General features: G+C 72.1%; 26 protein-coding genes. 9 read left to right on the top strand and 17 right to left on the bottom strand.

Annotation, left to right across the window (positions count from 1 at the left end; all coding sequences use genetic code 11):
- Positions 1-521: 521 nt before the first annotated feature.
- The 4 genes from ABZ215_RS32025 to ABZ215_RS32040 all read right to left on the bottom strand — a co-directional run bounded on the left by ABZ215_RS32025 (position 522) and on the right by ABZ215_RS32040 (position 3425).
- The gene (locus tag ABZ215_RS32025; protein WP_020419393.1) at positions 522-1028 is read right to left on the bottom strand and encodes a DUF501 domain-containing protein; all 507 of its coding nucleotides are present in this window, start codon (positions 1026-1028) and stop codon (positions 522-524) included.
- A 27-nt stretch (positions 1029-1055) separates the two neighbouring features.
- Entirely contained in the window at positions 1056-1574 is a 519-nt protein-coding gene (locus tag ABZ215_RS32030; protein ID WP_354953923.1) for a septum formation initiator family protein, read from the bottom strand.
- A 33-nt stretch (positions 1575-1607) separates the two neighbouring features.
- Positions 1608-2894 (bottom strand): phosphopyruvate hydratase, encoded by a 1287-nt coding sequence (gene eno, locus ABZ215_RS32035; RefSeq protein ID WP_020419395.1) that lies wholly within the window; start codon positions 2892-2894, stop codon positions 1608-1610.
- A 78-nt stretch (positions 2895-2972) separates the two neighbouring features.
- Entirely contained in the window at positions 2973-3425 is a 453-nt protein-coding gene (locus ABZ215_RS32040) for a VOC family protein (protein ID WP_020419396.1), read from the bottom strand.
- An 84-nt stretch (positions 3426-3509) separates the two neighbouring features.
- On the opposite strand from ABZ215_RS32040, the gene ABZ215_RS32045 reads away from it, so the two are divergent.
- On the top strand, positions 3510-3914 hold the full coding sequence (locus tag ABZ215_RS32045; protein WP_020419397.1) for a tetratricopeptide repeat protein: 405 nt from the start codon (positions 3510-3512) through the stop codon (positions 3912-3914).
- A 297-nt stretch (positions 3915-4211) separates the two neighbouring features.
- Here ABZ215_RS32045 and ABZ215_RS32050 read toward each other — a convergent pair whose 3' ends face one another.
- Positions 4212-4877 carry a hypothetical protein gene (locus ABZ215_RS32050; RefSeq protein WP_354953925.1) on the bottom strand — a complete coding sequence of 222 codons (666 nt, stop codon included), beginning with the start codon at positions 4875-4877 and terminating at the stop codon, positions 4212-4214.
- Positions 4878-5078: 201 nt separating this feature from the next.
- Here ABZ215_RS32050 and efeU point away from each other — a divergent pair, with 201 nt between their 5' ends.
- The 3 genes from efeU to efeB are packed head-to-tail and all read left to right on the top strand — an operon-like array spanning position 5079 to position 8298.
- Positions 5079-5918 carry an iron uptake transporter permease EfeU gene (efeU, locus tag ABZ215_RS32055; RefSeq protein ID WP_354953927.1) on the top strand — a complete coding sequence of 280 codons (840 nt, stop codon included), beginning with the start codon at positions 5079-5081 and terminating at the stop codon, positions 5916-5918.
- Positions 5915-7045, top strand: a complete 1131-nt coding sequence (efeO, locus tag ABZ215_RS32060; RefSeq protein WP_354953929.1) for an iron uptake system protein EfeO — start codon at positions 5915-5917, stop codon at positions 7043-7045. Before efeU ends, efeO begins: the two co-directional genes overlap by 4 nt.
- On the top strand, positions 7042-8298 hold the full coding sequence (efeB, locus tag ABZ215_RS32065; RefSeq protein ID WP_354953931.1) for an iron uptake transporter deferrochelatase/peroxidase subunit: 1257 nt from the start codon (positions 7042-7044) through the stop codon (positions 8296-8298). The genes efeO and efeB overlap by 4 nt, the downstream gene beginning before the upstream one ends.
- Here efeB and ABZ215_RS32070 read toward each other — a convergent pair.
- The 6 genes from ABZ215_RS32070 to ABZ215_RS32095 all read right to left on the bottom strand — a co-directional run bounded on the left by ABZ215_RS32070 (position 8271) and on the right by ABZ215_RS32095 (position 15324).
- Positions 8271-9227: a MazG family protein gene (locus ABZ215_RS32070; RefSeq protein ID WP_354953933.1), complete on the bottom strand. Its 957-nt coding sequence runs from the start codon at positions 9225-9227 to the stop codon at positions 8271-8273. The genes efeB and ABZ215_RS32070 overlap by 28 nt on opposite strands.
- Positions 9224-10204, bottom strand: a complete 981-nt coding sequence (locus ABZ215_RS32075) for a hypothetical protein (protein WP_354953935.1) — start codon at positions 10202-10204, stop codon at positions 9224-9226. Before ABZ215_RS32075 ends, ABZ215_RS32070 begins: the two co-directional genes overlap by 4 nt.
- A gap of 51 nt (positions 10205-10255) precedes the next feature.
- Positions 10256-10540 carry a GNAT family N-acetyltransferase gene (locus tag ABZ215_RS32080; protein ID WP_020419404.1) on the bottom strand — a complete coding sequence of 95 codons (285 nt, stop codon included), beginning with the start codon at positions 10538-10540 and terminating at the stop codon, positions 10256-10258.
- Positions 10541-10549: 9 nt separating this feature from the next.
- On the bottom strand, positions 10550-14104 hold the full coding sequence (mfd, locus tag ABZ215_RS32085; protein WP_354953961.1) for a transcription-repair coupling factor: 3555 nt from the start codon (positions 14102-14104) through the stop codon (positions 10550-10552).
- Between the two features lie 70 nt (positions 14105-14174).
- Entirely contained in the window at positions 14175-15104 is a 930-nt protein-coding gene (locus ABZ215_RS32090; protein ID WP_354953937.1) for an LLM class flavin-dependent oxidoreductase, read from the bottom strand.
- Positions 15105-15156: 52 nt separating this feature from the next.
- Positions 15157-15324: a hypothetical protein gene (locus ABZ215_RS32095; RefSeq protein WP_020419407.1), complete on the bottom strand. Its 168-nt coding sequence runs from the start codon at positions 15322-15324 to the stop codon at positions 15157-15159.
- A gap of 70 nt (positions 15325-15394) precedes the next feature.
- Here ABZ215_RS32095 and ABZ215_RS32100 point away from each other — a divergent pair, with 70 nt between their 5' ends.
- Complete coding sequence (locus ABZ215_RS32100; protein ID WP_020419408.1) at positions 15395-16159, top strand: helix-turn-helix transcriptional regulator; 765 nt, start codon at positions 15395-15397, stop codon at positions 16157-16159.
- On the opposite strand, the gene ABZ215_RS32105 is transcribed toward ABZ215_RS32100, so the two are convergent.
- Together ABZ215_RS32105 and ABZ215_RS32110 are read right to left on the bottom strand one after the other, a co-directional pair.
- Positions 16149-16619 carry a VTT domain-containing protein gene (locus ABZ215_RS32105; RefSeq protein ID WP_354953939.1) on the bottom strand — a complete coding sequence of 157 codons (471 nt, stop codon included), beginning with the start codon at positions 16617-16619 and terminating at the stop codon, positions 16149-16151. The genes ABZ215_RS32100 and ABZ215_RS32105 overlap by 11 nt on opposite strands.
- On the bottom strand, positions 16616-17173 hold the full coding sequence (locus ABZ215_RS32110) for a methyltransferase domain-containing protein (RefSeq protein ID WP_354953941.1): 558 nt from the start codon (positions 17171-17173) through the stop codon (positions 16616-16618). Before ABZ215_RS32110 ends, ABZ215_RS32105 begins: the two co-directional genes overlap by 4 nt.
- A gap of 96 nt (positions 17174-17269) precedes the next feature.
- Between ABZ215_RS32110 and ABZ215_RS32115 the strand changes: the two genes are divergently transcribed.
- Together ABZ215_RS32115 and ABZ215_RS32120 are read left to right on the top strand one after the other, a co-directional pair.
- Positions 17270-17821, top strand: a complete 552-nt coding sequence (locus ABZ215_RS32115) for a GNAT family N-acetyltransferase (protein ID WP_354953943.1) — start codon at positions 17270-17272, stop codon at positions 17819-17821.
- A 4-nt stretch (positions 17822-17825) separates the two neighbouring features.
- Entirely contained in the window at positions 17826-19019 is a 1194-nt protein-coding gene (locus ABZ215_RS32120; RefSeq protein WP_354953945.1) for a PQQ-dependent sugar dehydrogenase, read from the top strand.
- Here the strand turns inward: ABZ215_RS32120 and ABZ215_RS32125 are convergent.
- Positions 19003-20382, bottom strand: coding sequence for an amino acid permease (locus ABZ215_RS32125; RefSeq protein ID WP_020419413.1), 1380 nt, complete (start codon positions 20380-20382; stop codon positions 19003-19005). The genes ABZ215_RS32120 and ABZ215_RS32125 overlap by 17 nt on opposite strands.
- A gap of 101 nt (positions 20383-20483) precedes the next feature.
- Here ABZ215_RS32125 and ABZ215_RS32130 point away from each other — a divergent pair, with 101 nt between their 5' ends.
- Both ABZ215_RS32130 and ABZ215_RS32135 read left to right on the top strand, forming a co-directional pair.
- A complete protein-coding gene (locus ABZ215_RS32130; protein WP_354953947.1) occupies positions 20484-21050 on the top strand; it encodes a PadR family transcriptional regulator in 567 nt (188 codons plus the stop codon).
- Between the two features lie 2 nt (positions 21051-21052).
- Positions 21053-21994 carry a hypothetical protein gene (locus ABZ215_RS32135; RefSeq protein WP_354953949.1) on the top strand — a complete coding sequence of 314 codons (942 nt, stop codon included), beginning with the start codon at positions 21053-21055 and terminating at the stop codon, positions 21992-21994.
- Here ABZ215_RS32135 and ABZ215_RS32140 read toward each other — a convergent pair.
- From ABZ215_RS32140 to ABZ215_RS32150, 3 genes are all read right to left on the bottom strand, one after another.
- Positions 21984-23195 (bottom strand): cytochrome P450, encoded by a 1212-nt coding sequence (locus tag ABZ215_RS32140; RefSeq protein WP_020419416.1) that lies wholly within the window; start codon positions 23193-23195, stop codon positions 21984-21986. The genes ABZ215_RS32135 and ABZ215_RS32140 overlap by 11 nt on opposite strands.
- Before the next feature lie 80 nt (positions 23196-23275).
- A complete protein-coding gene (locus ABZ215_RS32145; protein ID WP_354953951.1) occupies positions 23276-23632 on the bottom strand; it encodes a multidrug efflux SMR transporter in 357 nt (118 codons plus the stop codon).
- Entirely contained in the window at positions 23632-23952 is a 321-nt protein-coding gene (locus ABZ215_RS32150; protein ID WP_020419418.1) for a multidrug efflux SMR transporter, read from the bottom strand. The genes ABZ215_RS32145 and ABZ215_RS32150 overlap by 1 nt, the downstream gene beginning before the upstream one ends.
- Positions 23953-24036 lie beyond the last annotated feature (84 nt).

Here is a 24036-nt window from a genome sequence, read left to right on the forward strand (position 1 = left end):
GTGGCGTAGCGCCAGCGGGCTCGACCCCCATCGGCGTCACGCTGGCGGGCTCGACGCCCAGCGGGCGTAGCGCCGCGGGCTCGGCATCCAGGAGGGGCGCAGCGCCCCGAGGGACACCACGCTCCCGGCCACTCGGTCGCGGGCGCATCCAGCACCCACCGCCGGCAAGCAGGGCGGCCAACGCTGGCGGGCTCAGCGTCCAGCCGGGCGCAGCACCGGCAGCGCCCTGCGGGGCACCGCCCTCCCGGGTAGCTCAGTCGCGGGGCACCCAGCACCGACCGCGGGCAGCCAGAGCGGCCAGCGTCGGTGGGCTCAGCGTCCAGCGGGGCGCAGCGCCCCGCCGGACACCACCCTCGCAGTAGCTCGGTCGCGGGGCACCCAGCACCCACCGCCGGCAGCCAGAGCGGCCAACGTCGGCGAGCTCAGCGTCCAGCGCGTCGCAGCACCCGCAGCGCCCTGCTAGGCACCGCGCTCCCGGTGGCTCAGTCGCGCCCAGCGCCCAGCGCCCAGCGCCCAAGAAGCTACTTCGCGCAGTCGCCGCTGGGCCAGTCCGCCTTGAGCAGCTCCAGCGTCTCGTCGCCGAACGGGTTGATCCCCGGGCCCATCGCGAGGCTGTGCGCGAGGTGCACGTGCAGGCACTTGACCCGCCCCGGCATGCCGCCCGCCGTGACCTCGTGCCCGAGCGGCTCCAGCGCGTCCCGCTGGGCGAGGTACGACTCGTGGGCCCGCTGGTACGCCGCGGCGAGCTCGGCGTCCTCCGCGAGCCGGTCGGTCATCTCCTTCATGATCCCGGACGCCTCCAGCCTGCCGACCAGCGACGTCAGCCGCGGGCAGGTCAGGTAGTACAACGTCGGGAACGGGGTGCCGTTCTCCAGCCGCGGGTTGGTCTGCACGACGGACGGGTGCCCGCTCGGGCAGCGCGCGGCCACCGCCCGCAACGCACGCGCGGGCCGGCCGAGCTGCTCGGAGATGATGATCCGGTCAGCCTCGGTGACCGGTTCGAACGAGGGCAGGTCCGTCTTGCTCACGAACCCATTGTCGCAGCCATCGCGCGGTCAGCCGCCGACGGTGCTCCACAGCTGCTGATACCAGGCGGCATCCCCGGAAGCCACCGGGTCCGGCGCCTGCCCGGCGGGCGGAACCGCGCCCTCACCGGGCAACTGCACGATGTAGGGCGTCTCCCCGGGCATGACGTACCGCAGCCGCCGCCGGGCCTCCGCCTCGACCTGCGCCGGGTCCGACACCGCGGCCTTGCGCTGCTCCAGCAGTTGCACGTCGTGCTGCAGCTGGGCCTGCCGCTGCTCCTGCTCGGCCACCTCGGCGCGCTGCGCGAGGTACGTGCGCAGCGGCACGGCGACGGTGAACGCCAGCGCGCACACCACGATCGCGAGCACGGCGGCCCGCCGCGTGGTGGACATCCCCAGCACCCGCGCCGCGCCGGCGCCGGGCTTGGCCTGGCTCCGGCGCAGGCGCGCCTTCCCGGCGGCCACCCGCCGGGCGAGCTGCGGACGGCGAGCGGGCGCCCCCTCCGCACGGCGGGCCGACGAGCCCTCCGTGCGCCGGGGGCGCCTCACGCGCTGGGATCCGCGTTGCGTCATCTACGCCGGTCAGCTCTCCGCCGAGAACCGCGGGAACGCCAGCTCGCCGGCGTACCGGGCGGCGTCGCCGAGGGTCTCCTCGATGCGCAGCAGCTGGTTGTACTTCGCGACGCGCTCGCTGCGCGCCGGGGCGCCGGTCTTGATCTGGCCGACCCCGGTCGCGACCGCGAGGTCGGCGATCGTGGTGTCCTCGGTCTCGCCGGAGCGGTGGCTCATCATCGACTTGTAGCCGCTGGACGTGGCCAGCGCGATCGCGTCGAGTGTCTCCGACAGCGTGCCGATCTGGTTCACCTTCACCAGCAGCGCGTTCGCGGCGCCGCGGTTGATGCCGTCCTCGAGGCGGTCCGGGTTGGTGACGAACAGGTCGTCGCCGACCAGCTGGACCCGGTCGCCGATCTGCTGGGTCAGCGCGACCCAGCCGTCCCAGTCGTCCTCGGACAGCGGGTCCTCGATCGACACGAGCGGGTAGGCGTCCACCAGCTCCTGGTAGTAGGCGCCCAGCTGCTCGGCCGTCCGCTTGCTGCCCTCGAACGTGTAGGAGCCCGCGGAGAAGAACTCGGTGGCGGCGACGTCCAGCGCCAGCGCGATGTCCCGGCCCGGGGCGTACCCGGCCTTCTCGATGGCCGTGGTGATCAGGTCCAGCGCCTCGCGGTTGCTGGACAGGCTCGGCGCGAACCCGCCCTCGTCGCCGAGACCGGTGGCCAGGCCGCGGCCCTTCAGCACCGACTTGAGCGAGTGGTACACCTCGGTGCCCCAGCGCAGCGCCTCGCGGAAGGACTCCGCGCCGATCGGGGCGATCATGAACTCCTGGATGTCCACGTCGGTGTCGGCGTGCGCGCCACCGTTGAGGATGTTCATCATCGGCACCGGCAGCACGTGCGCGTTCGGGCCGCCCAGGTAGCGGAACAGCTCCAGCTCGGCCGACTCGGCGGCGGCCTTCGCGACGGCGAGCGAAACACCCAGCAGCGCGTTCGCGCCCAGCCGCGACTTGTCCGGGGTGCCGTCCAGGTCGACCAGCTTCTGGTCCACGATCCGCTGGTCGACGGCGTCCACACCGGCCAGCTCGGGGCCGATCTCGTCGAGCACCGCGGCGACCGCGCGCTCGACACCCTTGCCGTTGTAACGCTTGGGGTCACCGTCGCGCAGCTCGACGGCCTCGTGTTCGCCGGTGGACGCGCCCGACGGGACAGCGGCCCGCGCCAGCGTGCCGTCGTCGAGAGCCACCTCCACCTCAACGGTCGGGTTGCCACGCGAATCCAGGATCTCGCGCGCGCCTACCTGCTCAATGACCGCCACAACTGCTCCTCATCGGTTTGTCCAGCGAAGACGCGACCAGCGTAGCCGCCATCGCCGTTCACCCGGTGGAGGCACGCGTCACTCGCCGGCCCTGACCTCCTGCCACCCGGACGGCAGATCGGCGGTGTCCGAGATCTGCTGCCAGAACGTCCAGCTGTTGCCCCCGCAATCCAGCACCGTGAACACCCGCGCCCCGTACGGCTGGTCCTGCGGCGGCGGCACGTCGCAGCCCTCCCCGAGCGCCGCGCAGACGTACTCGTGCTGCGCGTCGGCGTCGGGCACGTACACGACGTTGAGCTGCCCGACCGGGCGGTCGACGCCCTTCGCCTCCCAGTAGTCGGCGCCGACCCCGGCGAGCACGATCTCGGCGTCACCCGCGGCGACCACGGCCTGGAAGACCTGGCCGGACGCGTCCACGTAGCGGACCTTCTCGGTGAAGCCGAAGACGCGCACCAGCCAGTCGAGCGCCTCCGTGGCATCGGTGTAGTACAGGTAGGGCGAGAGTCCGAGATACCGCGGTTCTTCGCTCATGACCGGTTAGTGCATCATGCCGCCCCGAGCCACCCTGATCGCCCCTGCCGAAACGCGCTTTCCGGGGGTAACGTCGATCAGAAGATGGAAGACTCAGAGACCCCGCGGGGAACAGCAGGCCGCCACCCGCTGCACGCGTTTCGCGAGGCGGAGGATCTCGTCGAGAAGCGGCGTCCACTGGACGCGCTGAAGGCGCTGCAGCCGGTGCTGGAAAGCGAACCGGACAAGCCGAGCGTCCAGCTGCTGGCCGGGCGCGCCTACTTCCACTCCGCCCAGCTCAACCGCGCCGAGCAGGCGCTGACGCGGGTCCTCGAGCTCGACCCGTCCGATCACTACGCCCGCTTCGTGCTGGGACGCACGCTCCAGAGGTTGGGACGACTGGTCGAAGCTCTGGGACAGCTGCGCATGGCCTGGGCGATGAACCCGGTGCCGGAGTACCAGGACGCGTTGTCCGAGGTTAATGCGCGGGTTCGTCTTCAGGAGGGTTGATCTTCCGGCTGGGCGCGTCGCCGGGGTTGGTGCGGCTCTAAAGATCAAGGGATGTCCTCGCCGGACGGGCAGGCTCCGGGATGACCAAGGGCACGCCCCTCGCCTCGGGTGGGTGGCCGCTGGGTGGTCATCCCGTCGCCTTCCGGTTGGGTGTATCACTTTGAGCCAGGCCCGCAAGGTTGCGTTGTCGGCTGCGCGCTGGCGGCCTGGGTTGCGGGCCTGGCTCAAAGTGATCGTTGCGGTCTCAGGCGACGGGATGACCACCCAGCTCGGGTTGTGTGCACTGCGCGCCGCTAGCTAGCGCGGTGCTGCCTTGGCGAGTGTGGTGGCGGTGTCAAAGATCAGCCCCGCCTCGGCGGCCAGGGTGGGGCTGCCGGTGATCGCGGCCCACCAGCCCTGCGGGGTGGCCAGGTCGGCGCCCGTCGAGCACAGGGACCTCGCCACCGTCAGCGCCGCGTCGTCGACGTCCTTCGGGTCCGGCTGCTTTCCGTCGCCCGACGCGCGGGCCGACCACTGCTTCCAGATCTCCTCCGGAACCGGGAGCGGGCCGGTGCCGACCGCCTCCGCCTGGCCGATCGCGGCGAGCGTCGCCCACGACAGGTGGCATCCGGACCACTCCGCGCGCATCCACATCTCCGCCCGGCCGTAACCGGCCAGCAGGCGCGCCGGCAGCTTCGTCGCCGCGGCGACCTCGTTCGACCACGTGTCCAGCGCCCTCAGGTCCGACTCCCGCGGGCGGTCCTCCGGGGCGAGCCGGGCGAGGGGCGGCGCCGTCGCACCCACCGGCGGCTCCGACGTCCGCGCGGCCACCGCGGGCTGGACCGGCTGCGGGTCCCCGCCGGGCCGGGTCACGCCGATGGTCAGGATGAGCACCAGCCCGGTCCCGGCCACCGCGGCCCCGATGAGGACGCGGAGCGAAAACCGCCGGATCCGGGCGTCCCCCGGCTGAGTGGGTTCTGCCACCCGGACAGGTTATCCAGTCGCCTTGCCGGGCGGATCACACAACTTCGTTATCGACCCGTTCCCATGTGTCCTACCTGCGCAAACACGCTGCGCACAGTCGGATTTGCGAGGTTACTCCGTTCAGGCGAACAAGATCGGGATGGACATTCAGGTGAGCCTTACCTAAACCTATTCCGTCCGATGCGCCCAGGGAGGCCACCCGTGTTGTTCTCGAGCCTGCTCATCGGCCTCCGGGAAGGCCTGGAGGCCGCCCTCGTCGTGAGCATCCTCGTCGCCTTCCTCGTGAAGACCGGCAGGCGCTCGGCGCTGCGCTGGGTCTGGCCGGGCATCGCCGCGGCCGTGCTCCTCTCGGTCGGCGTCGGCGCGATCCTGACCTTCACCACCGCCCAGTTGTCGTTCGAGCAACAGGAACTGCTGGGCGGCAGCCTGTCGATCGTGGCCGTCGGGTTCGTCACCGCGATGATCTTCTGGATGCGCAAGGCGTCGAAGAGCATCGCCGCCGAGCTGCGCGGCAAGATGGACGAGGCACTCGCGATCGGACCGCTCGCGGTCCTGCTCCTGTCCTTCCTCGCCGTCGGACGGGAAGGGCTGGAGACCGCGGTCTTCTTCTACGCCGCCGTGCAGACCGCGCAGGGCGGCACCACCCAGCCGCTGATCGGGTTCGCCGTCGGCATCGCCATCGCCGTCGCGATCGCCTACGGCCTCTACCGCGGCGCCATCCGCTTCGACCTCGGCAGGTTCTTCACGATCACCGGCGTCCTGCTGGTCTTCGTCGCCGCCGGTGTCCTCGGCTACGGCCTGCACGACCTGCAGGAAGCCGGTTTCCTGCCCGGCCTGCACACCCTCGCCTTCGACGCGTCCACCGCCATCCCGGAGACCTCGTGGTACGGGGCGCTGCTCAAGGGCGTCTTCAACTACTCGCAGCAGACGACCGTGCTCCAGGCCATCGCCTGGATCACCTACGTCGTGATCGTGCTGCCGCTGTTCCTGCGGCGGCCCGCAGACAGGACCACCCCCGCGGTGGCCGGTTCCAAGGAGTGACCTTGCGCAAGACCCCACTCGCCGCCGCGGGATTCGGCGCGCTGCTCGTGCTGTCCGCCTGCTCCGGCGGTGACCAGAACACCGCGGCGGGCGGCCCGATCACCGTCGACGCCACCGACACCGCGTGCACCGTGTCGGCGACGACCGCGAACGCGGGCAACGTGACGTTCGAGGTGACCAACAAGGGCACCAAGGTCACCGAGTTCTACCTCTACGCCGAGGGCGACCGGATCATGGGCGAGGTCGAGAACATCGCACCCGGTCTGACCCGGAAGCTGACCGTCGAGGTGCCCGACGCCGGCACGTACCAGACCGCGTGCAAACCGGGCATGACCGGCGACGGCATCCGCGGCGCGTTCACGGTCACCGGTGGCGCCACGCGCCAGGCCGACGCGAACACCAAGCTGGGCGACGCCACCAAGAGCTACGCCACCTACGTGGCCGGCCAGAGCGACGCGCTGCTGACCGAAACCCAGAAGTTCGCCGACGCCGTCAAGTCCGGCAACGTCGACGACGCCAAGGCCCGTTACGCGCCGACCCGCGTCTACTACGAGCGCATCGAGCCGGTCGCGGAGAAGTTCGGCGATCTCGACCCGGCGATCGACGTGCGCGAGGCCGACCTCGAAGAAGGCCAGCAGTTCACCGGCTTCCACCGGCTGGAGAAGGACCTGTGGGTCACGGGGCTGCAGGCCGACAGCGCGCAGGTCGCCGACAAGCTCGTCGCCGACGTGACCACGCTGGTGACGCAGGCCAAGGCCATCCAGCTCACGCCGCTCGACCTGGCCAACGGCGCCAAGGAGCTGATGGACGAGGTCGCCACCGGCAAGATCACCGGCGAGGAGGAGACCTTCTCGCACACCGACCTGTGGGACTTCCAGGCCAACCTGGACGGCTCCGAGGCCGCGATCCAGGCCCTGCGGCCGGTGCTGCAGGAACGCGACCCGGCGCTGGTGTCCGAAGTGGACGCCCAGTTCAAGAACGTGCAGACCCTGCTCGACGCGCAGCGCGCCGGCGACGGGTTCAAGTACTACACCGAACTGTCCCAGGACCAGATCCGCGAGTTCGCCTCGGCCGTGGACGCGCTGAGCGAGCCGATGAGCAGGACCGCGGAGGTCGTCGCGCGATGACGCAGGTGTCCCGCCGCCGGCTGCTGGGGATCGCGGGCGCCGGCGTCGCTCTCGCCGGGGCCGGCGCGGCGGCAGGCGCCGGGATCGACCACGCGCTCTCCGCGCCGGAAGCGCAGGCCGCGCAGGCCGCGCAGGAGATCGTGCCGTTCCACGGCGAGCACCAGGCCGGGATCGTCACGCCGGCGCAGGAACACCTGCACTTCGTCGCGCTCGACGTGACCACCAAGGACCGCGCGAAGCTGGTTTCGTTGCTGCGCAAGTGGACCGACGCCGCCCGCCGGATGACCGCCGGTCAGGAAGTGGTCCCGGGCGGCGCGGTGGGCGGCTCGGCTGCCGCGCCGCCGGGCGACACCGGCGAGGCGCTCGACCTGCCCGCGGCGTCGCTGACGTTGACGATCGGGTTCGGGCCGTCGCTGTTCGACGACCGCTTCGGGCTCGCGGGCAAGCGGCCGGCCGCGCTGGCCGACCTGCCCGCGTTCCCCAAGGACAACCTGGACCCGGCCCGCAGCGGCGGTGACCTCTGCATCCAGGCGTGCGCGAACGACCCGCAGGTCGCGGTGCACGCCGTGCGCAACCTGGTGCGGATCGGGTTCGGCACCACCGAGGTGCGGTGGTCGCAACTCGGGTTCGGGCGCAGCGCTTCGACGTCGACGTCGCAGGTGACGCCGCGGAACCTGTTCGGCTTCAAGGACGGCACGAACAACCTCAAGGCCGAGGACCCGGCCGCGCTGGCCCAGCACGTGTGGGTCGCGCCGGGCGACGGCCCGGACTGGATGGCGGGTGGCAGCTATCTGGTCGCGCGGCGCATCCGGATGCACATCGAGACGTGGGACCGGACGTCGCTGGACGAGCAGGAGCGGATCGTCGGCCGCGCGAAGGGCACCGGGGCGCCGCTCGGGCAGACCGCCGAGTTCGACCCGGTGGACCTGCACGTCGGCGGCGCGGACGGCGAACCGCTGATCGCCACGGACGCCCACATCCGGCTGGCGTCGGCGGAAAACCTGGGCGGAGCGCGGATCCTGCGCCGCGGCTACAACTTCGTCGACGGCTCCGACGGCGTCGGGCACCTCGAAGCGGGCCTGTTCTTCATCTGCTTCAACCGCGACCCGCGCACCCAGTTCGTGCCGATGCAGAAGGCGTTGTCGGCGAAGGACTCGATGATGGAGTACCTCGAACACACCGGCTCGGCGCTGTTCGCGGTTCCGCCCGGCGTGTCCGAGACCGGCTACTGGGGCGAGTCGCTGTTCGCCTGAGGCCAGTGGGCGCGCCACGCGTCGGCGTCCATCGCCGCCGGGTCCAGGCCGGCCGCCCTGGCCGACTTCTCCGCCTCGCGCACGTCCGCCGCGAACCGCTTCGCCACCGCGCGCAGCTCGCCCTCCGGGTCGATCCCGGACCGCCGCGCGGAAGCGGCCAGCCGGAACAGCTGCTCGGCGGACGAGTCGCCACCGGGGAACAGGTCCGCGGGCAGGCCGGCACGCCCAGTGCGCTGCCCCAGCTTGCCCGCCAGTGCCACCGCCGGCTGCCCGAGCGCCACACCGTCCACACTGGACTCGCGGCGCTTCTCGGCCTGCTTCAGCTCCTCCCATCGCACCTGCTGGTGCGCCGCGGTGTGCACACGCTCGGCATCGGTGAACACGTGCGGGTGCCGCCCGACCAGCTTCGCGACCAGCGCGGACGCGACCGCGTCCACGTCGAACGGGTCCTCGGCGTCCTCGGCGGCCACGCGTGCGTGGAAGAGCACCTGGAGCAGCACGTCGCCCAGCTCCTCGCGCAGCGCGGCGCGGTCGCCCTCCTCGATCGCGTCCAGCAGCTCGTAGGTCTCCTCGACCAGGTACTGCCGCAGCGAGTCGTGGGTCTGCTCGGCGTCCCACGGGCAACCGCCCGGCGAGCGCAGGCGGTCCATCACCTTCGCGGCCTCGACCAGGCCTGCTCCGGATGGCTGGGTGATCACCCGCGAACCGGCCCGCACCAGAGCCTCCACCGCGGGATCGGCGGCGTCGGCGGCGAACAGCACCACCGGGCCCGGCTCCGCGGCCAGGTCGTCCGGCGCCGGCTTCGCGCCCAGCAGATCGGCCAGCTCACCGTCGATCCCGGACGCGTACACGGCCTGCGCGCCACGCAGGAACGGCACGGCGGCCGGCGGGATCCCGGCGTCCGGGTAGGGCAGGAGCACGACCGTCACGGCTGTGCGGCACCCTTCACCGGCACGACGACGCCGGTGGTCTCGGCGCTGCTCGGAGCGAGGTTCATGGCCACAGGATCCCACACGCCGTAGCGCGGGTTGATGCGAACGCCGGCCTCCTCGACGTACGGCTGGAGCAGCCGCTGGCCGATGGCCGCGAGCTGCGCCGCCGACGGCTGCGCGACCTGCTCGCCCGAGGACGGCGCGTTCAGGTTCCGCTCCCGCACGATCGCGACGATCCACACCGCCTGCTCCTGGCTCGGCTGGAACGCGACCACCGTGCCCGGCCGCACCCCGAACAGGACCAGCGTGGCGAGGTCCGGGGCCTGCGCGGCGGGCACCGCCTCGCCGGTGCTCGTGCGCTCCCCCGCGGCCGCGTCGGCGCGGATGACCTCGGCGGCGGCCGTCGGGCTCTTCGCCATCTCCTCGGCCTTGGCGATCGCGCGCTCCCGCCGGTCCAGCGGCTGGTCGCCGCCGATGTCGGAGGACACCGACGTGTAGTCGAACGTGACCGACATGCGGTCCAGGTACTTCTGCCCCAGCGCTTGCAGCAGCAGGCTGTCGGTGATCACCTCGCGGTGGTCGCGCACCCGGTTGGCGATCTGCTGCGCCAGCTGCGACGGATCCGCGCCCGCGGTGTCGACCGGGTCGGCGAGCGGGTCGGCGGTCAGGAACTGGTCGAGCAGCCGCGGGTCGATGGCCAGCCCCTCCCGCTGGGCGGCGCGCGCCAGGACGTCGTGGATCACCAGCTGGCGCACGATCTCGCGGCCGACCAGGTCCAGCTTGTGCTGCTGGGACAGCTGCTGCGCGGCCGGGTGCTCGCGCACGGCCTTGTCCAGCAGGTCCTGGACCTGGTCCACGGTGATCTCGCGGTCGCTGAAGATCACGGCGGAGCCCACCTGGCTCGGCCCGGACCCGCACCCGGCGAGCAGCAGGCAGGCGACGAGCGCGGCGAGCAGCGACCGGGAGCGACCCATGATCCGCATCACACCGCGTACCCTCTCACACCGGACCCGGACGAGCGAACTTCACTGCCCCTGCGGCCACCGCACGTGCGCGTCGTGCTCGGGGTGCTTGCGCAGGTACGCCGCGATGAACGGGCACAGCGGCACGATCGTCTTCCCGCGCTCCACCGCGTCCTCGATGGCCGCCTTGGCGAGCTTCGAGCCGAGGCCCTGGCCGGAGAAGGCGTCGTCGATCTCGGTGTGCGTGAAGATCACGTTGTCGCCGCGCTCGCGGTACTCGGCGAACCCGCCCAGCTTGTCCTCGACGAAGATCTCGTAGCGGCTCTTCTCTTCGTTGCGCGTGACCACGGGGGTCTCCTAACCGACGGGGGCGGGTTTCTTGGTCAAGTTGATCAGGAGCTTGGTGCACCAGTCCAGCAGCGCCTCGTCGCGCAGCGCGGGCGCGCCCATGCGGCCGCCCGCCGGGCCCTCGGTCGGCTTCGGCACCGTCACCATCCGCATCGCGGCCTTGTAGTTCGCCTTCGGGTACAGCCGCTTCAGCCGGACCATCTGCGAGTCCATCAGCTCCAGCGGCGCGAAGCGGATGTTGTTGCCCTGCGCGGACACCTCGGTGACGCCCGCCGAGCGGCAGACGTGCCGGAACCGCGCCACCGCGAGCAGCCGCTGCACCGGGGCGGGCGGCTGGCCGTAGCGGTCGATCAGCTCCTCTTCGACCGCGCGCAGCTCGTCGTCGTCCACCGCGGCCGCGATCTTGCGGTACGCCTCCAGGCGCAGCCGCTCGCCGGGGACGTAGTCGTGCGGGATGTGCGCGTCCACCGGCAGGTCGACGCGGACCTCGCGCAGCTCCTCCTCCTCGGCGGGCGCCTCGCCGGCGCTGCGGCGGAACACGTCGACCGCCTCGCCGACCAGCCGCACGTACAGGTCGAACCCGACGCCCGCGATGTGCCCGGACTGCTCGGCGCCGAGGATGTTGCCTGCGCCGCGGATCTCCAGGTCCTTCATCGCGACCGCCATGCCGGCGCCCAGCTCGGTGTTCTGCGCGATCGTCGCGAGCCGGTCGTGCGCGGTCTCGGTGAGCGGGCTCTCCGGCGGGTACAGGAAGTACGCGTAGCCGCGCTCCCGCCCGCGCCCGACCCGGCCGCGCAGCTGGTGCAGCTGCGCCAGCCCGAGCAGGTCGCCGCGCTCCACGATCAGCGTGTTGGCGTTCGAGATGTCCAGGCCGGTCTCCACGATCGTGGTGCAGACCAGCACGTCGTACTCGCGCTCCCAGAAGCCTTGGATGATCTTTTCGAGCTTCTCCTCGTTCATCTGGCCGTGCGCGGTGACCACTCGCGCCTCGGGCACCAGCTCGCGGATCCTTCGCGCCGCCTTCTCGATCGAGGACACCCGGTTGTGCACGTAGAACACCTGACCGTCACGCAGCAGCTCGCGCCGGATGGCGGCGGCCACCTGCTTGTCGTCGTACGCGCCGACGTAGGTCAGGATCGGGTGCCGGTCCTCCGGCGGGGTCAGGATCGTCGACATCTCGCGGATGCCGGCCAGCGACATCTCCAGCGTCCGCGGGATCGGCGTGGCCGACATGGTCAGCACGTCGACGTGCGTGCGCAGCGCCTTGATGTGCTCCTTGTGCTCGACGCCGAACCGCTGCTCCTCGTCGACGATGACCAGGCCGAGGTCCTTGTAGCGGATGCCGGTCTGCAGCAGGCGGTGCGTGCCGATCACGATGTCGACCGTGCCGTCGGCGAGGCCGGCCAGCGTCGCCTCCGCCTCGATCTTGTCGGTGAACCGGGACAGGCCCTTGATGGTCACCGGGAACGACGCCATCCGGCCGGCGAACGTGTTGAGGTGCTGCTGGGCCAGCAGGGTGGTCGGCACCAGCACCGCGACCTGCTTGCCGTCCTGCACCGCCTTGAACGCCGCGCGCACCGCGATCTCGGTCTTGCCGTAGCCGACGTCACCGCAGATGACGCGGTCCATCGGCACACCGCGCTCCATGTCCGCCTTGACCTCGTCGATCGCGGCGAGCTGGTCGCCTGTCTCGGTGAACGGGAACGCGTCCTCCAGCTCCCGCTGCCACGGCGTGTCCGGGCCGAACGCGTGCCCCGGCGAGGCCTGGCGCGCCGCGTAGAGCTGCACCAGCTCGGCCGCGATCTCCTTGACCGCCTTGCGCGCCTTGGCCTTGGTGTTCTTCCAGTCCGAGCCGCCCAGCTTGTTCAGCGTGGGCAGCTCGCCGCCGACGTAGCGGGAGACCTCGTCGAGCTGATCGCTCGGCACGTACAGCCGGTCGCCGGGGTGGCCGCGCTTGGACGAGGCGTACTCCAGCACCAGGTACTCGCGGGTGGCGCCGCCGACGGTGCGCTGCACCATCTCCACGAACCGGCCGATGCCGTGCTGGTCGTGCACCACGTAGTCGCCGGGCTTGAGCGCCAGCGGGTCGACCGCGTTGCGGCGGCGCGAGGGCATCTTCGTGCCCAGGTCGCGGGTCGCCGAGCCGGCGGTGGCGCCGCGGCCGGTCAGGTCGGCTTCGGTGAGCACGACCAGCCGCAGCTCGGGCGCGACGAACCCCTCGGCGAGGCCGCCGCAGGCGACCGTGACGATGCCCGGCGCGGGCTGGTCGAGCAGGCCGTCCGCCGCGTGGGTCGCGGAGATCCCGGCGGTGGACAGCTGCTCCACGGCGCGGGCTGCGGTGCCGTGCCCGGCCACCACGAGCACCGCGGTGCCGTCCGCGGCCAGATGCGCCCGCAGGTCGGTGACCGCGCGCTCCAGGTCACCGCGGTAGGCGGGCGAGGCCTCCACGCCGATCCGGATGACGTCGGCGTCCTCGCTGGTCAGCTGCGACAACGTCCACCACGCCCGGCCGGTCTCGCCCGCGTGCTTGGCGACCTCTTCCAGGTTTCGGTAGGCCGACGCGCCCAGGTCGATCGGCGCCTGCCCGCCACCGGCCGCCGACATCCAGGATGCTTCGAGGAACTCCTGTCCGGTGCGCACCAGATCCGCCGCGCGGGCGCGGATCTTCTCCGGATCCGCCAGCACGACGTGCGTGCCCTCCGGCATCGCGTCGGTGAGCAGCTCCAGCTCGCCCTCGCACAGCACCGGGATGAGGGCCTCCATGCCCTCGACCGGAATGCCGCCCGCCAGCTTGGTCAGCATCTCGGCCAGCTGCGCGTCGGCCTCGTACTGCTCGGCCAGCTCGCCGGCGCGGGCCTTCACGTCCGGCGTGAGCAGCAGCTCCCGGCACGGCGGGGCGTAGACGGAGGACAGCTCGCCGGGCAGCGACCGCTGGTCCGACACCGCGAACGCGCGCACCTCGCTGACCTCGTCGCCCCAGAACTCGACGCGGTAGGGGTGGTCGGCCGTCGGCGGGAAGATGTCCAGGATGCCGCCGCGGACGGCGAACTCGCCGCGCTTCTCGACCATGTCCACGCGGGTGTAGGCCAGCTCGACGAGCCGCTCCAGCAGCGGCTCGAACTCCTCCTCCTCGCCGACGCGCAGCTCGACCGGCGCGAGGCTGCCCAGGCCCGGCGCCATCGGCTGGATCAGGCTGCGGACCGTGGCCACCACCACGCGCGGGGCGCGGTCGGTGTGCAGGCGGTGCAGCACGTCCAGGCGGCGGCCGACGGTGTCCGCGCGCGGCGAGAGGCGCTCGTGCGGCAGCGTCTCCCAGGACGGGAAGTCGGCCACCGCGTCGGGGCCGATCAGGCTCGCCAGCGCGGCCGTCAGCTCCTCCGCCTCGCGGCCGGTGGCGGTGACGGCCAGCACCGGGCGGCCCGCCCCGGCGTCGGACGCCAGCGCCGCGACCACCAGCTGGCGGGTGGCCGTGGCGCCGGAAAGCTCCAGCAGGGGCGCGTCGGCCCGCTCGATCACCGCGCGCAGGGCGGGATCGGGCAGGACAGCGGAGAGCAGGCCGGACAACTGCGGGTCGGACACGAAAACGATCTCCCTGGAGCACGCGGGCACACCCCTGCCCGGGCTGGCGGAGGGATCAGGGGCTCTCGTGTTCCAGGGTACGTCGCAGGGGCGACAAAATTTCGGCGAGTCCCGCGAGCTGGTGGTCGATGACCCGCGGGTCGAGCGCCGCGATGCGCAGCAGGATGTGCCGGGCCCCGGCCTCCGCGAAGCGCCTGAGCTGGGCGATCACCTCGTCCGGGCCGCCGGTGATCATCACCTGGACCTTTCCCACCCAGTCGAGTGGCGCCTGGTAGGTGGCCTGGCAGTACTCCTCCAGCGCCGCCGCGCCCCCGCCGAGGTGGACGGTCGCGAAGAGGGCGGGCGTGACGTCGCGGCCCTGCTCGCGGATGGTGGCCAGGCCGCTCGCGAAGTCGGCCGGGTCGGGCGGGTACGGCAGCCAGCCGTCGTACAGCTTCCCGGCGCGGCGCAGCGCGGCCGGCGTGATGCCGCCGAGCCACACCGGCGGGCCGCCCGGCTGGGCGGGGCGCGGCACCTCGGGCAGCCAGTCGTAGTGCAGGACCTTGCCGTGGAAGGACTCCGGGTGGCCGGTCCACAGCTGCTTCCACAGCGTCACGGTGTCGTCGAGGTACGAGAAGCGGGTCTTGAAGTCCACGCCGACCAGGTCGAACTCGTGCTCGCTGCGGCCGGGGAACCCGGCGCCGACGCCGAGGATCAGCCGACCGCCGGAGACGAGGTCGAGCGAGGAGATCGTGAGGGCGGCCTGCGCGGGGTGGCGGTAGGCGGGGATGAGGGTCGCGGTGCCGAGCCGCACGGTTTCGGTGGCCTGCGCGACGGCGGTGAGCAGGGTCAGCGGCTCGACCCGGGCGCGCGACAGCGAGTCGCCCGCCCAGACCGAGTCGAAGCCGAGGCGCTCGGCGCGCACGGCGATGTCCACGATGTCGGCGACCGTGCCGCCGGCCGCGAGCTGGGCCTGCCCGGCGGGCAGGAGAAGTCCGATCTGCATGCCCTCACGCTGTCGCCGGGGCGCGCTGGCGACAATTCCCGCCGGGGAATGATCAGGCGGGCCCGCCCGGCCCGATCTCGAACGCCTGCCGCACCGGCAGGTCGGGCTGCTCGGTCTCCACGACCTCCACCAGCTCGTCGGGCAGCACGCGCGGCGGCAGCTCGCCGAACCGCGCGAACCGGAGGAAGGCCAGCTCTTCGTCCGTGAACCGCTCGGGCACCAGACACCTCCAGTCGGTCATTCCCCGCGGGGAATGGCGGGCGACGCGCTCCCGGTAGTAAGCATGCGGGGTGACGACGGCTTTCGGAAGTGCCCTCAAGGACTGGCGCACCCGGCGGCGCCTGTCCCAGCTCGAACTCGCCCTCCGCGCGGGCACCACCCAGCGGCACGTCAGCTTCATGGAGAGCGGCCGGTCGGTGCCGGGGCGCGGCATGGTCGTGCGCGTGGCCGAGTCGCTGCAACTGCCGCTGCGCGAACGCAACGCGCTCCTGCTCAGCGCCGGGTACGCCCCGACCTACCCGGAGACCGACCTGTCCGATCCGGCGCTGCGCCCGGTGCTCGACGCGCTGGATCGGCTCCTCGACGGGCACGAGCCGTACCCGGCGATCGTGGTGGACCGGTTCGGCGACCTGGTCGCGACCAACAAGGCCGCCGACATCCTCACCGAGGGCGCCGCGCCGGAGCTGCTCGAACCGCCGGTCAACGTGCTGCGCCTGGCCCTGCACCCGCGCGGGATGGCGCCGCGCATCGGGAACTTCGACGACTGGGCCCGCCACGTGCTGGAGCGGCCCCGCCAGGAACACGCGAAGGCCCCGCACCCCCGGCACGCCGAACTGCTCGCCGAGCTGGAGGGCTACCTGCCCGGGCCGCCGAACCTGGACGCCGACCACCTCGGGTTCGCCGTGCCGCTGGTCCTGCGCACCTCCCGCGGCGAGATGCGGCTGCTCACCGCGATCACCACGTTCGCCACCGCGGTCGACGTGACGGTGTCGGAGCTGCGCCTGGAGACGTTCCTGCCCGCCGACGACGAGACCGCGCACATCCTCACCCGATGAGCGACCCGCCCGCCTTGCCCACCAGCAGCGCGGCCACCACCCACACCACCGCCGCGGCCATGCTCACCAGCAGGAACCGGGGGTACGGCACCGCCGCCGCGCCTGCCACCCGCGGCATCAGCGTCCGCGCCCCGGCGAGGAACCGCGCCGCGAACACCGCCACCACCCCGTACCGCGCGATGCGCGACTCGACCCGGCGCCAGCGGGCCGACGTGGTCCGCCGGCCCAGCCTGCGCCCCTCCAGGTAGGCCAGCTGGTCGCCGAACACGGCCGCGGCCGCGACGACCGCCATCGCCAGCCACAGGTCGACGGTGCCCTGCCCGGCGAGGAAGCCGACGAGCAGCAGCGTCGACAGAGTGGGCAGCACGATCCCCGGCAGCAGCGCGGTTTCCGCGGCGATCACCGCCGCCGCGACCAGGTAGACCAGCGCGGGCGGGAGGGTGGCGATGGCGTCGATCACGGCGTCACGGCCGCTCGGTGCACGAAGGCGGGCGGCAGGTTGCCCCACACCACCCGGCTGCGGCCGACGAACCCGAACCGCCGGGCCAGCGCGGCCTCGAACCGCCTGGCGGCGGGCAGCCACGCGGCGTGCAGGTAGGCGAAGGTCGCGAACCGTCCGCCCGGCGCGAGGACCTCGCCGACCTGGTCGAGGACGCGCTCCTGCCGGGCGCGCGGGAACAGCGCCCACGGCAGTCCGGACACGACGACGTCGGCGGTGCGCACGTGCCGGGCCAGGTCCTCGGCCGATCCGGTGATCACCTCGACGCCCGCGTGCCGCCGCGCGAGCGCGCCGGCCAGCCGCGGGTTGACCTCGACGGCCGTCAGCCGCGCGCCGGGTCCCAGCCGGGCGAGCAGGGCTTCGGTGAACACCCCGGTGCCGGGCCCGAGTTCGACGACGTGCGCCGCGCGCTCCACGCCGATCCCCGCGACCATGGCCGCCGCCAGGCGCCGTGAGCTGGCCGCGATCGCGCCGGTGTGCGCGGGGGCCCGGAGGAATTCCCTGGTGATGGACATGTCTCCGACGCTAGGAACGCCACCGCCCGGCCACCTCGGCATCGCGGCCGCACGTTCTCCTCCTCCAGCAGGAGATCGCGGTGGGACGATCGGGACATGGAGATCACCACCTGGTACCTGGAGCAGACGGACCCGGCCGCGATCCGGCCGTCCGCCGCGCCGGACGAGCCGGTCGCCATCACCCGCGCCGAGGTGCCGAGCCCGGAGTTCAACCGCTTCCTCTACACCACCGTCGGCGGTGACTGGCAGTGGACGGACCGGCTCGGCTGGGACCGGCAGCGGTGGCTGGACCTGCTGGCGCAGCCCGGTTACGAGACCTGGGTGGCGTACCTGCGCGGCACCCCGGCCGGGTACGCCGAACTGGACGGCACCAAGCCGGGCGAGGTGGAACTGGCCTACTTCGGGCTGCTGCCCGCGTTCACCGGCCGCGGGATCGGCGGGCACCTGCTGACGGTGGCGCTGCGGCGGGCGTGGGACCTGCCGGAGCGCTGGCCGGGGGCGGAGCCGACCAGTCGCGTGTGGGTGCACACGTGCACGCTCGACGGGCAGCCCGCCGCATTGGCCAACTACCAGCGGCGGGGCCTGACGATCTACCGCACCGAAACCCGCGATCAAGACCCGGACTTCACCGGACACCGGGCACAATGACCCCATGCGCCGCATCGGGGCCGTACTGCTCGCCGTCCTCGCCGTCACGGCTTGCTCGTCTTCGCCCGCACAGGACCTGCCGTCGACCCCGGCCACCGTCGCCGCGCCCACCACGGTCAGCGGGCAGAGCCTCGCGCTGAAGGTGGACGTCGTGACCGGCGGGCTGCAGCACGGCTGGGACGTCGGCTTCCTGCCCGGCGGTTCGATGCTCGTCACCCAGCGGCCGGGGCGGCTCGCGCTGGTGCGCGGCACCGCGGTCAGCCAGGTCCAGGCCGACTTCTCCGATGTGTGGGCGCGTGGCGAGGGCGGTCTGATGGGGATGGTCGTGCACCCGGACTTCGCCACCAGCCGCCGGTTCACCACCTGCCAGACGCACCAGGAGGGCGGCCGCGCGGTCGACGTCCGTCTGGTGACCTGGACGCTGTCGGCGGACGAGCGCAGCGCGACGAAGGTGCGCGACCTGCTGACCGGGCTGCCGGTCAACCAGAGCGGCCGCCACTCCGGGTGCCGCCCGGAGATCGCCGCGGACGGGGCGCTGCTCGTCGGCACCGGCGACACCGCGCGGCCGGACGTGTCGCAGGACCGGCACAGCCTCGGCGGCAAGGTGCTGCGCATCGACCTGAACACGGGTGCGCCGCTGCCGGACAACCCGTTCATCTCCTCGACCGACCCGAACGAGCAGCGGATCTACAGCTACGGGCACCGCAACATCCAGGGCGTGGCGGTGCGCCCGGGCACCGGCCAGGTCTTCGTGGGCGAGCACGGGCCGACGTTCGACGACGAGATCAACCTGATCCGCGCCGGCGGCAACTACGGCTGGGACCCGTCGCAGGGCGGCACCGTCGACTCCTACGACGAGGACGTGCCGATGACGGACCTGCAGCGGTTCCCGGACGCCGTCCGGCCACTGTGGACCTCCGGGGACATCACCGAGGCGATCTGCGGCGCGGCGTTCGTGTCCGGGCCGCAGTGGGGCGCGCTGGACGGCAGGCTGGCCGTGGTCGCGCTCAAGGGCCAGAAGATGCTGATGTTCACGGTGGACCCGGCGGGCGCGGTCACCGAGGTCTACCTGCCCGCCGAGTTCGACGACACCTACGGCCGGCTGCGCGCGGTGCGCAGCGGCCCCGACGGCGCGCTGTACGTGACCACGTCGGACGGCAACGACGACAAGCTCCTGCGCATCACGCCCGCTGCTTGACGCGCGACGGCCGGTTGCTCAGCAGGTAGCCCGCCCCGATGACCACCGCCACGATCGGCGTGACGTAGAGGGCCACCCGGGTGTCCTCACCGAACCCGAGCAGCACCACGACCAGCGCGAGGAACGCCAGCGCCAGGTACCCGGTCCACGGCGCGCCCGGCATGCGGAACTCCGACGCGGGCAGCTCGCCGCGGTCGCTGCGGCGGCGGTAGACCAGCTGGCACACCACGATCACGCCCCACGTCCACAGCACCCCGACGGTGGCGACGCTGGTGATGTAGGCGAACGCCTTCTCCGGCACGACCGCGTTGATCAGGATGCCGGCCGCCATGACGATCGCGGACGCGGTGATGCTCGCCGCGGGCACCTGCCGCTTCGACAGCTTGCCGAACGCGGCGGGCGCCGACCGGTGCACGGCGAGGGTGCGCAGCATCCGGCCGGTCGAGTAGATGCCCGAGTTGCACGAGGACAGTGCCGCGGTCAGCACGACGAACTGGATGATCCCCGCCGCGCCGTGGATGCCGACCGCGTCGAAGGCCCGCACGAACGGGCTCTCGCCGCCGTGGAACTCGGTCCACGGCACCAGCGACAGCAGCACCACCAGCGCGCCGACGTAGAACACCCCGATCCGCACCATCACGCTGTTGATCGCCTTCGGCAGCACGACCCGGGGGTTCTCCGCCTCGCCCGCGGTCAGCCCGATCAGCTCGACGCCGAGGTAGGCGAACATGACGCTCTGCAACGCCAGCAGCGCGCTGCCCGCGCCGTGCGGCAGGAACCCGCCGTCGCTGACCAGGTGCGCGAACGTCGCGTGCTCACCGGCGGGCCCGATCCCGAACACGATGACCGCGAGCCCGAGCACGATCGCCCCGACGATCGTCACGACCTTGATCATCGAGAACCAGAACTCGAACTCGCCGAACACCTTGACCGAGATCAGGTTGGCCAGGAACAACAGCCCGAGCACGACCGCCGCGGTGACCCACTGCGGGATGTCCGGGAACCAGTACTGCACGTAGATCCCGGCGGCGGTGATCTCGGCCATCGCGGTGACCACCCACATCAGCCAGTAGACCCAGCCGGTGGCGAACCCGGCGAAGCGGCCGACGAACTCCTCGGCGTAGTCGACGAAGCTGCGGGACACCGGCCGGTACATCAGCAGCTCGCCGAGCGCGCGCATGATCAGGAAGATGACCACGCCCGCGACGGCGTATGAGGCGATCAGCGCGGGCCCGGACGTCTCGATCGCCGCACCCGCCCCGAGGAACAGGCCGGTTCCGATCGCGCCGCCGATCGCCATCATGCTGATCTGGCGGTTCTTCAGGCCCCTGGCGTAACCCTCGTCGGTTCCCTGGTCGCTCATACCCCTCCCGTCCACGGCTGGTCCAGACCCTAACGACGGGGTTCGGGCGTGGAAGCTTGGGTGGATTTGTAATGGTCGAAATCTGATGATAGTTTTCGACCATGCCACGTCGCGCACTGGAGAACCCGCTGGTCCTGGCGGTACTCGGCCTTCTGCTGGAGTCACCGATGCACCCGTACCAGGTGTTCACGGAGCTGCGTGCCCGCAGCGCGAGCGCCATCAACCGGGGCACGCTGTACGACGTTGTGGAGGCGATGGCCGCGGCGGAGTGGATCACGCCGCAGGGCACCGAACGCAGCGGCAACCGGCCGGAACGGACCGTCTACGCGCTCACCGACGCCGGCCGCGACGAGCTGGTGCGCAGGCTGGACAGCCGGATCCGCGAGCCGAAGCGGGAGTTCCCCGAGTTCCTCGGCGCGATCGCCTACGTCGGCGCGCTCGGGCCGGACGGCGCAGCGGCCGCGCTGACCGAGCGCGCGCAGCGGTTGTCCGAACGCGCCGACGCCGACCAGAAGCGGCTGGCCGCGGTGCTGGACAGCGGCGTGCCGCGTCTGCACGTCATCGAAGCCGAGTACGCGCTCCACCAGACTCGCGCGGAGATCGCGTGGGTGGAGAACCTCGTCGCCGAGATGCGCGGCGGCGCCCTGACCTGGCCCGGAAAGGACTGAGCATGCTCTTCGGCATCTACCCCGGCGGTGTCACCGGGACCGACTCCGGCGAACTGGCGGGCGGTCCGCCCGACGACCCCGTGCGGATCCGGGAAGCGCTGACCGCGTTGCGGGGCGGAGGCCCGTTCCTCGTCCGCGCCTACCTCGGGTTCGACGACTCCACTTCGGACGGTCCACACGAGACGCTGACCCCGGCGGACGCGGCGCAGTACACCGGCGACGGCCGCGTGCTCGACCTCGTCGCGCAGTTCCAGTCCGCGAGCGGGGACGTGGGCGGCTACCGCGCGTTCGTGCGGCGGCTGGTCGAGCAGTACGGCGCGGTGACCGGCACGCTGCAGATCACCGAGGAGCCGAACGTGCCGGACAACCCGGTGCTCGACGGCTACTACCCGCGCGTGATCGACGCGATCGTGGCCGGGGTCACCGCGGCCAAGGAGCGGGCGGCCGAACTCGGGCACGATCTGCGGGTCGGCTTCAACACCACCCCGCTGTTCGGGCCGGGCGCGTCGTTCATCGCGGACCTCGCGAAGGCGGGCGGCGCCGAGTTCGTGCGCCAGGTGGACTACGTGGGCCTGGACTTCTTCCCGGACGTCTTCCAGCCGGTCGCGGCGGCGGAGCTGCCCGCGGCGGTGGCGGGCCTGCTGCGCCACCACCGCGAGAACGTCCTCGCGCCGGCCGGTCTCGGTGACGTCCCGCTGCACATCACCGAGCACGGCTGGCCGACCGGGCCAGGGCGCTCCGCCGAGCGGCAAGCCGAGGTGGTGGAGGCCGTCGTCCGCGCTGCCGCCGACGCGGGCGTGAGCTGCTACACCCACTTCGCGCTGCGGGACGCGGACAGCGCGAACCCCGGCCTGTTCCACCAGTTCGGCCTGCTGCGGGACGACTACACGGCCAAGCCCGCCTTCGACACCTACCGGAAGCTGATCGCCGAGTTCACCAGGTGACCGGCAGTTCGTGCACGCCGTAGATGTTCATGTCGGTCCGCAGCCGCACCTCGTCCGCCGGGACGGCGAGCCGGAGGTCCGGGAAGCGGCGCAGCAGCCCGGCGAACCCGGCGCGCATCTCCAGCCGGGCCAGCTGCTGGCCGAGGCACTGGTGGACGCCGTGGCCGAAGGCCATGTGCCCGCGGGCGTTGCGGTGCACGTCCAGCTCGTCCGGTTCGTCGAAGCGGCGGGGGTCGCGGTTGGCGGACAGCAGCGAGACGACGACGGTCGCCCCCTTGGGGATCGTTTCGCCGCCGACTTCGAGGTCCTCGGTGGCGTAACGGTAGAAGACGTCGGCGACGGACAGGTACCGCAGGAGTTCCTCGACGGCGCCCTGCACCAGCTCCGGGTTCGCACGCAGATCGGCCATCTGCGCGGGGTGCTCCAGGAGCGCGAAGGTGCCCAGGCCCAACATGTTCGCCGTCGTCTCGTGCCCGGCGAGCAGCAGCAGGAAGGCGATGCCGGTCAGCTCCTCGATGCTGAGGTCGTCCTGCCGGGCCAGGTCGGACAGGATGTCCTCGCCGGGCTCGGCGCGCTTGCGGGTGACCAGCTCCGCCAGGTAGCCGGTGAGCGCGCCGACGACGGCGATCTTCTCCTCCAGCTCGATGTCCTTGACCATGAACCGCGCCGCGTTGTGCTGGAACGTCTCCCGGTCCTCGTACGGGACGCCGAGCAGCTCGCAGATCACCAGCGACGGCACCGGCAGCGCGAACTCCTTGACCAGGTCGACCGGCGGGGTGAGCCGCGCCATCTGGTCCAGGTGCCGCTCGGCGATGTCGTTGATGTGCTCTTCGAGCTGCTTCATGCGCTTGACGGTGAAGGCGCCGGTGAGCCTGCGCCGCAGCCGGGTGTGGTCCGGCGGGTCCATGGAGATGAACAGGCCGGGCATCTGCGGGGACGGCTCGGTCTGCTCCGGCATGCCCGGGGTCGGGTACGGCACGTGGATGATGTCGAGGTCCAGGCGGGAGCTGAACCGGGTGTCGGCCAGCACCTGCCGGACCTCGTCGTAGCCGGTGACCAGCCAGCCCTCGTGGCCGTCGGGGAAGACCAGCGGGCAGACCGGGCGGGACTCGCGCAGCCGGGTGAACCCGGTGGGCGGGTCGAAGGGGCCGGCGTCGCGGTCGGTGGGGAGTCCGTTCGGGATGGGAACCGTCTGAGTCACCGGGGATCCTTTCGTGGCGGTTGCTGGGACCCACCATCACGGCCGGCGCTGACACCCGGCTGACACGGCTCTGACACGCATCAGGCCCGAGGGCGGTCGGCGAGCTTGAGCCACACGACGCCGGCGATGATCACCGTGAGCCACAGCGCCTTGGCCGGGGTGAGGCTCTCGTCGAAGAACACCGGGCCGAGCAGGGCGGCTCCGGCGGCGCCGATGCCGGCCCAGACCGCGTAGCCGATGCCCACGTCGATGCTGCGCAGGGCGAGGCTCAGCGCGAAGAGCGTGAGCAGGAAGAAGACGACCGCGACGAGCGACCAGGAGAGCACGGTGAAGCCCTGGCTGCCGCCGACGGACAGGGCGTAGCCGACTTCGAAGGCGCCGGCGAGCAGGAGGACGGGCCAGGCGGCGGCGGGTGCGGTGGACGTGCGGCGCGCCATCACGCGGCTCCGCTCAGCTGGAGGCCGACGACGCCGGCGATGACGGCGGCGATGCCGAGCACCTTGCGCCAGTCGAGGCGCTGACCGAACAGGACGACGCCGAGGACGACGATCCCGACGCCGGCGACGGAGGTCCAGATCGCGTAGCCGACGCCCACGTCGAACGTCAGCAGCGCCAGGCTGAGGAGGTAGGTGGCGATGCCGCCGCTGACCAGCGTGGCGGCGGTCCAGGCGGGCCGGGTGAAGCCCTGGGCCTTGCCTGCGGAGATGGCGACCGCGATCTCGAAGAGAACGGCGACGCCGAGGTAGAACCAGTGCACGGAGGTTCCTTTCACGGAGTTTGGCTGTGCACCGCACATCGTGAAACTTCACACCGGTGTCAATTGCAAGAATGGGGAGCGGCG

This window comes from Amycolatopsis sp. NPDC006131 (assembly GCF_040614175.1).
GTDB classification, from domain to species: domain Bacteria; phylum Actinomycetota; class Actinomycetes; order Mycobacteriales; family Pseudonocardiaceae; genus Amycolatopsis_E; species Amycolatopsis_E tucumanensis.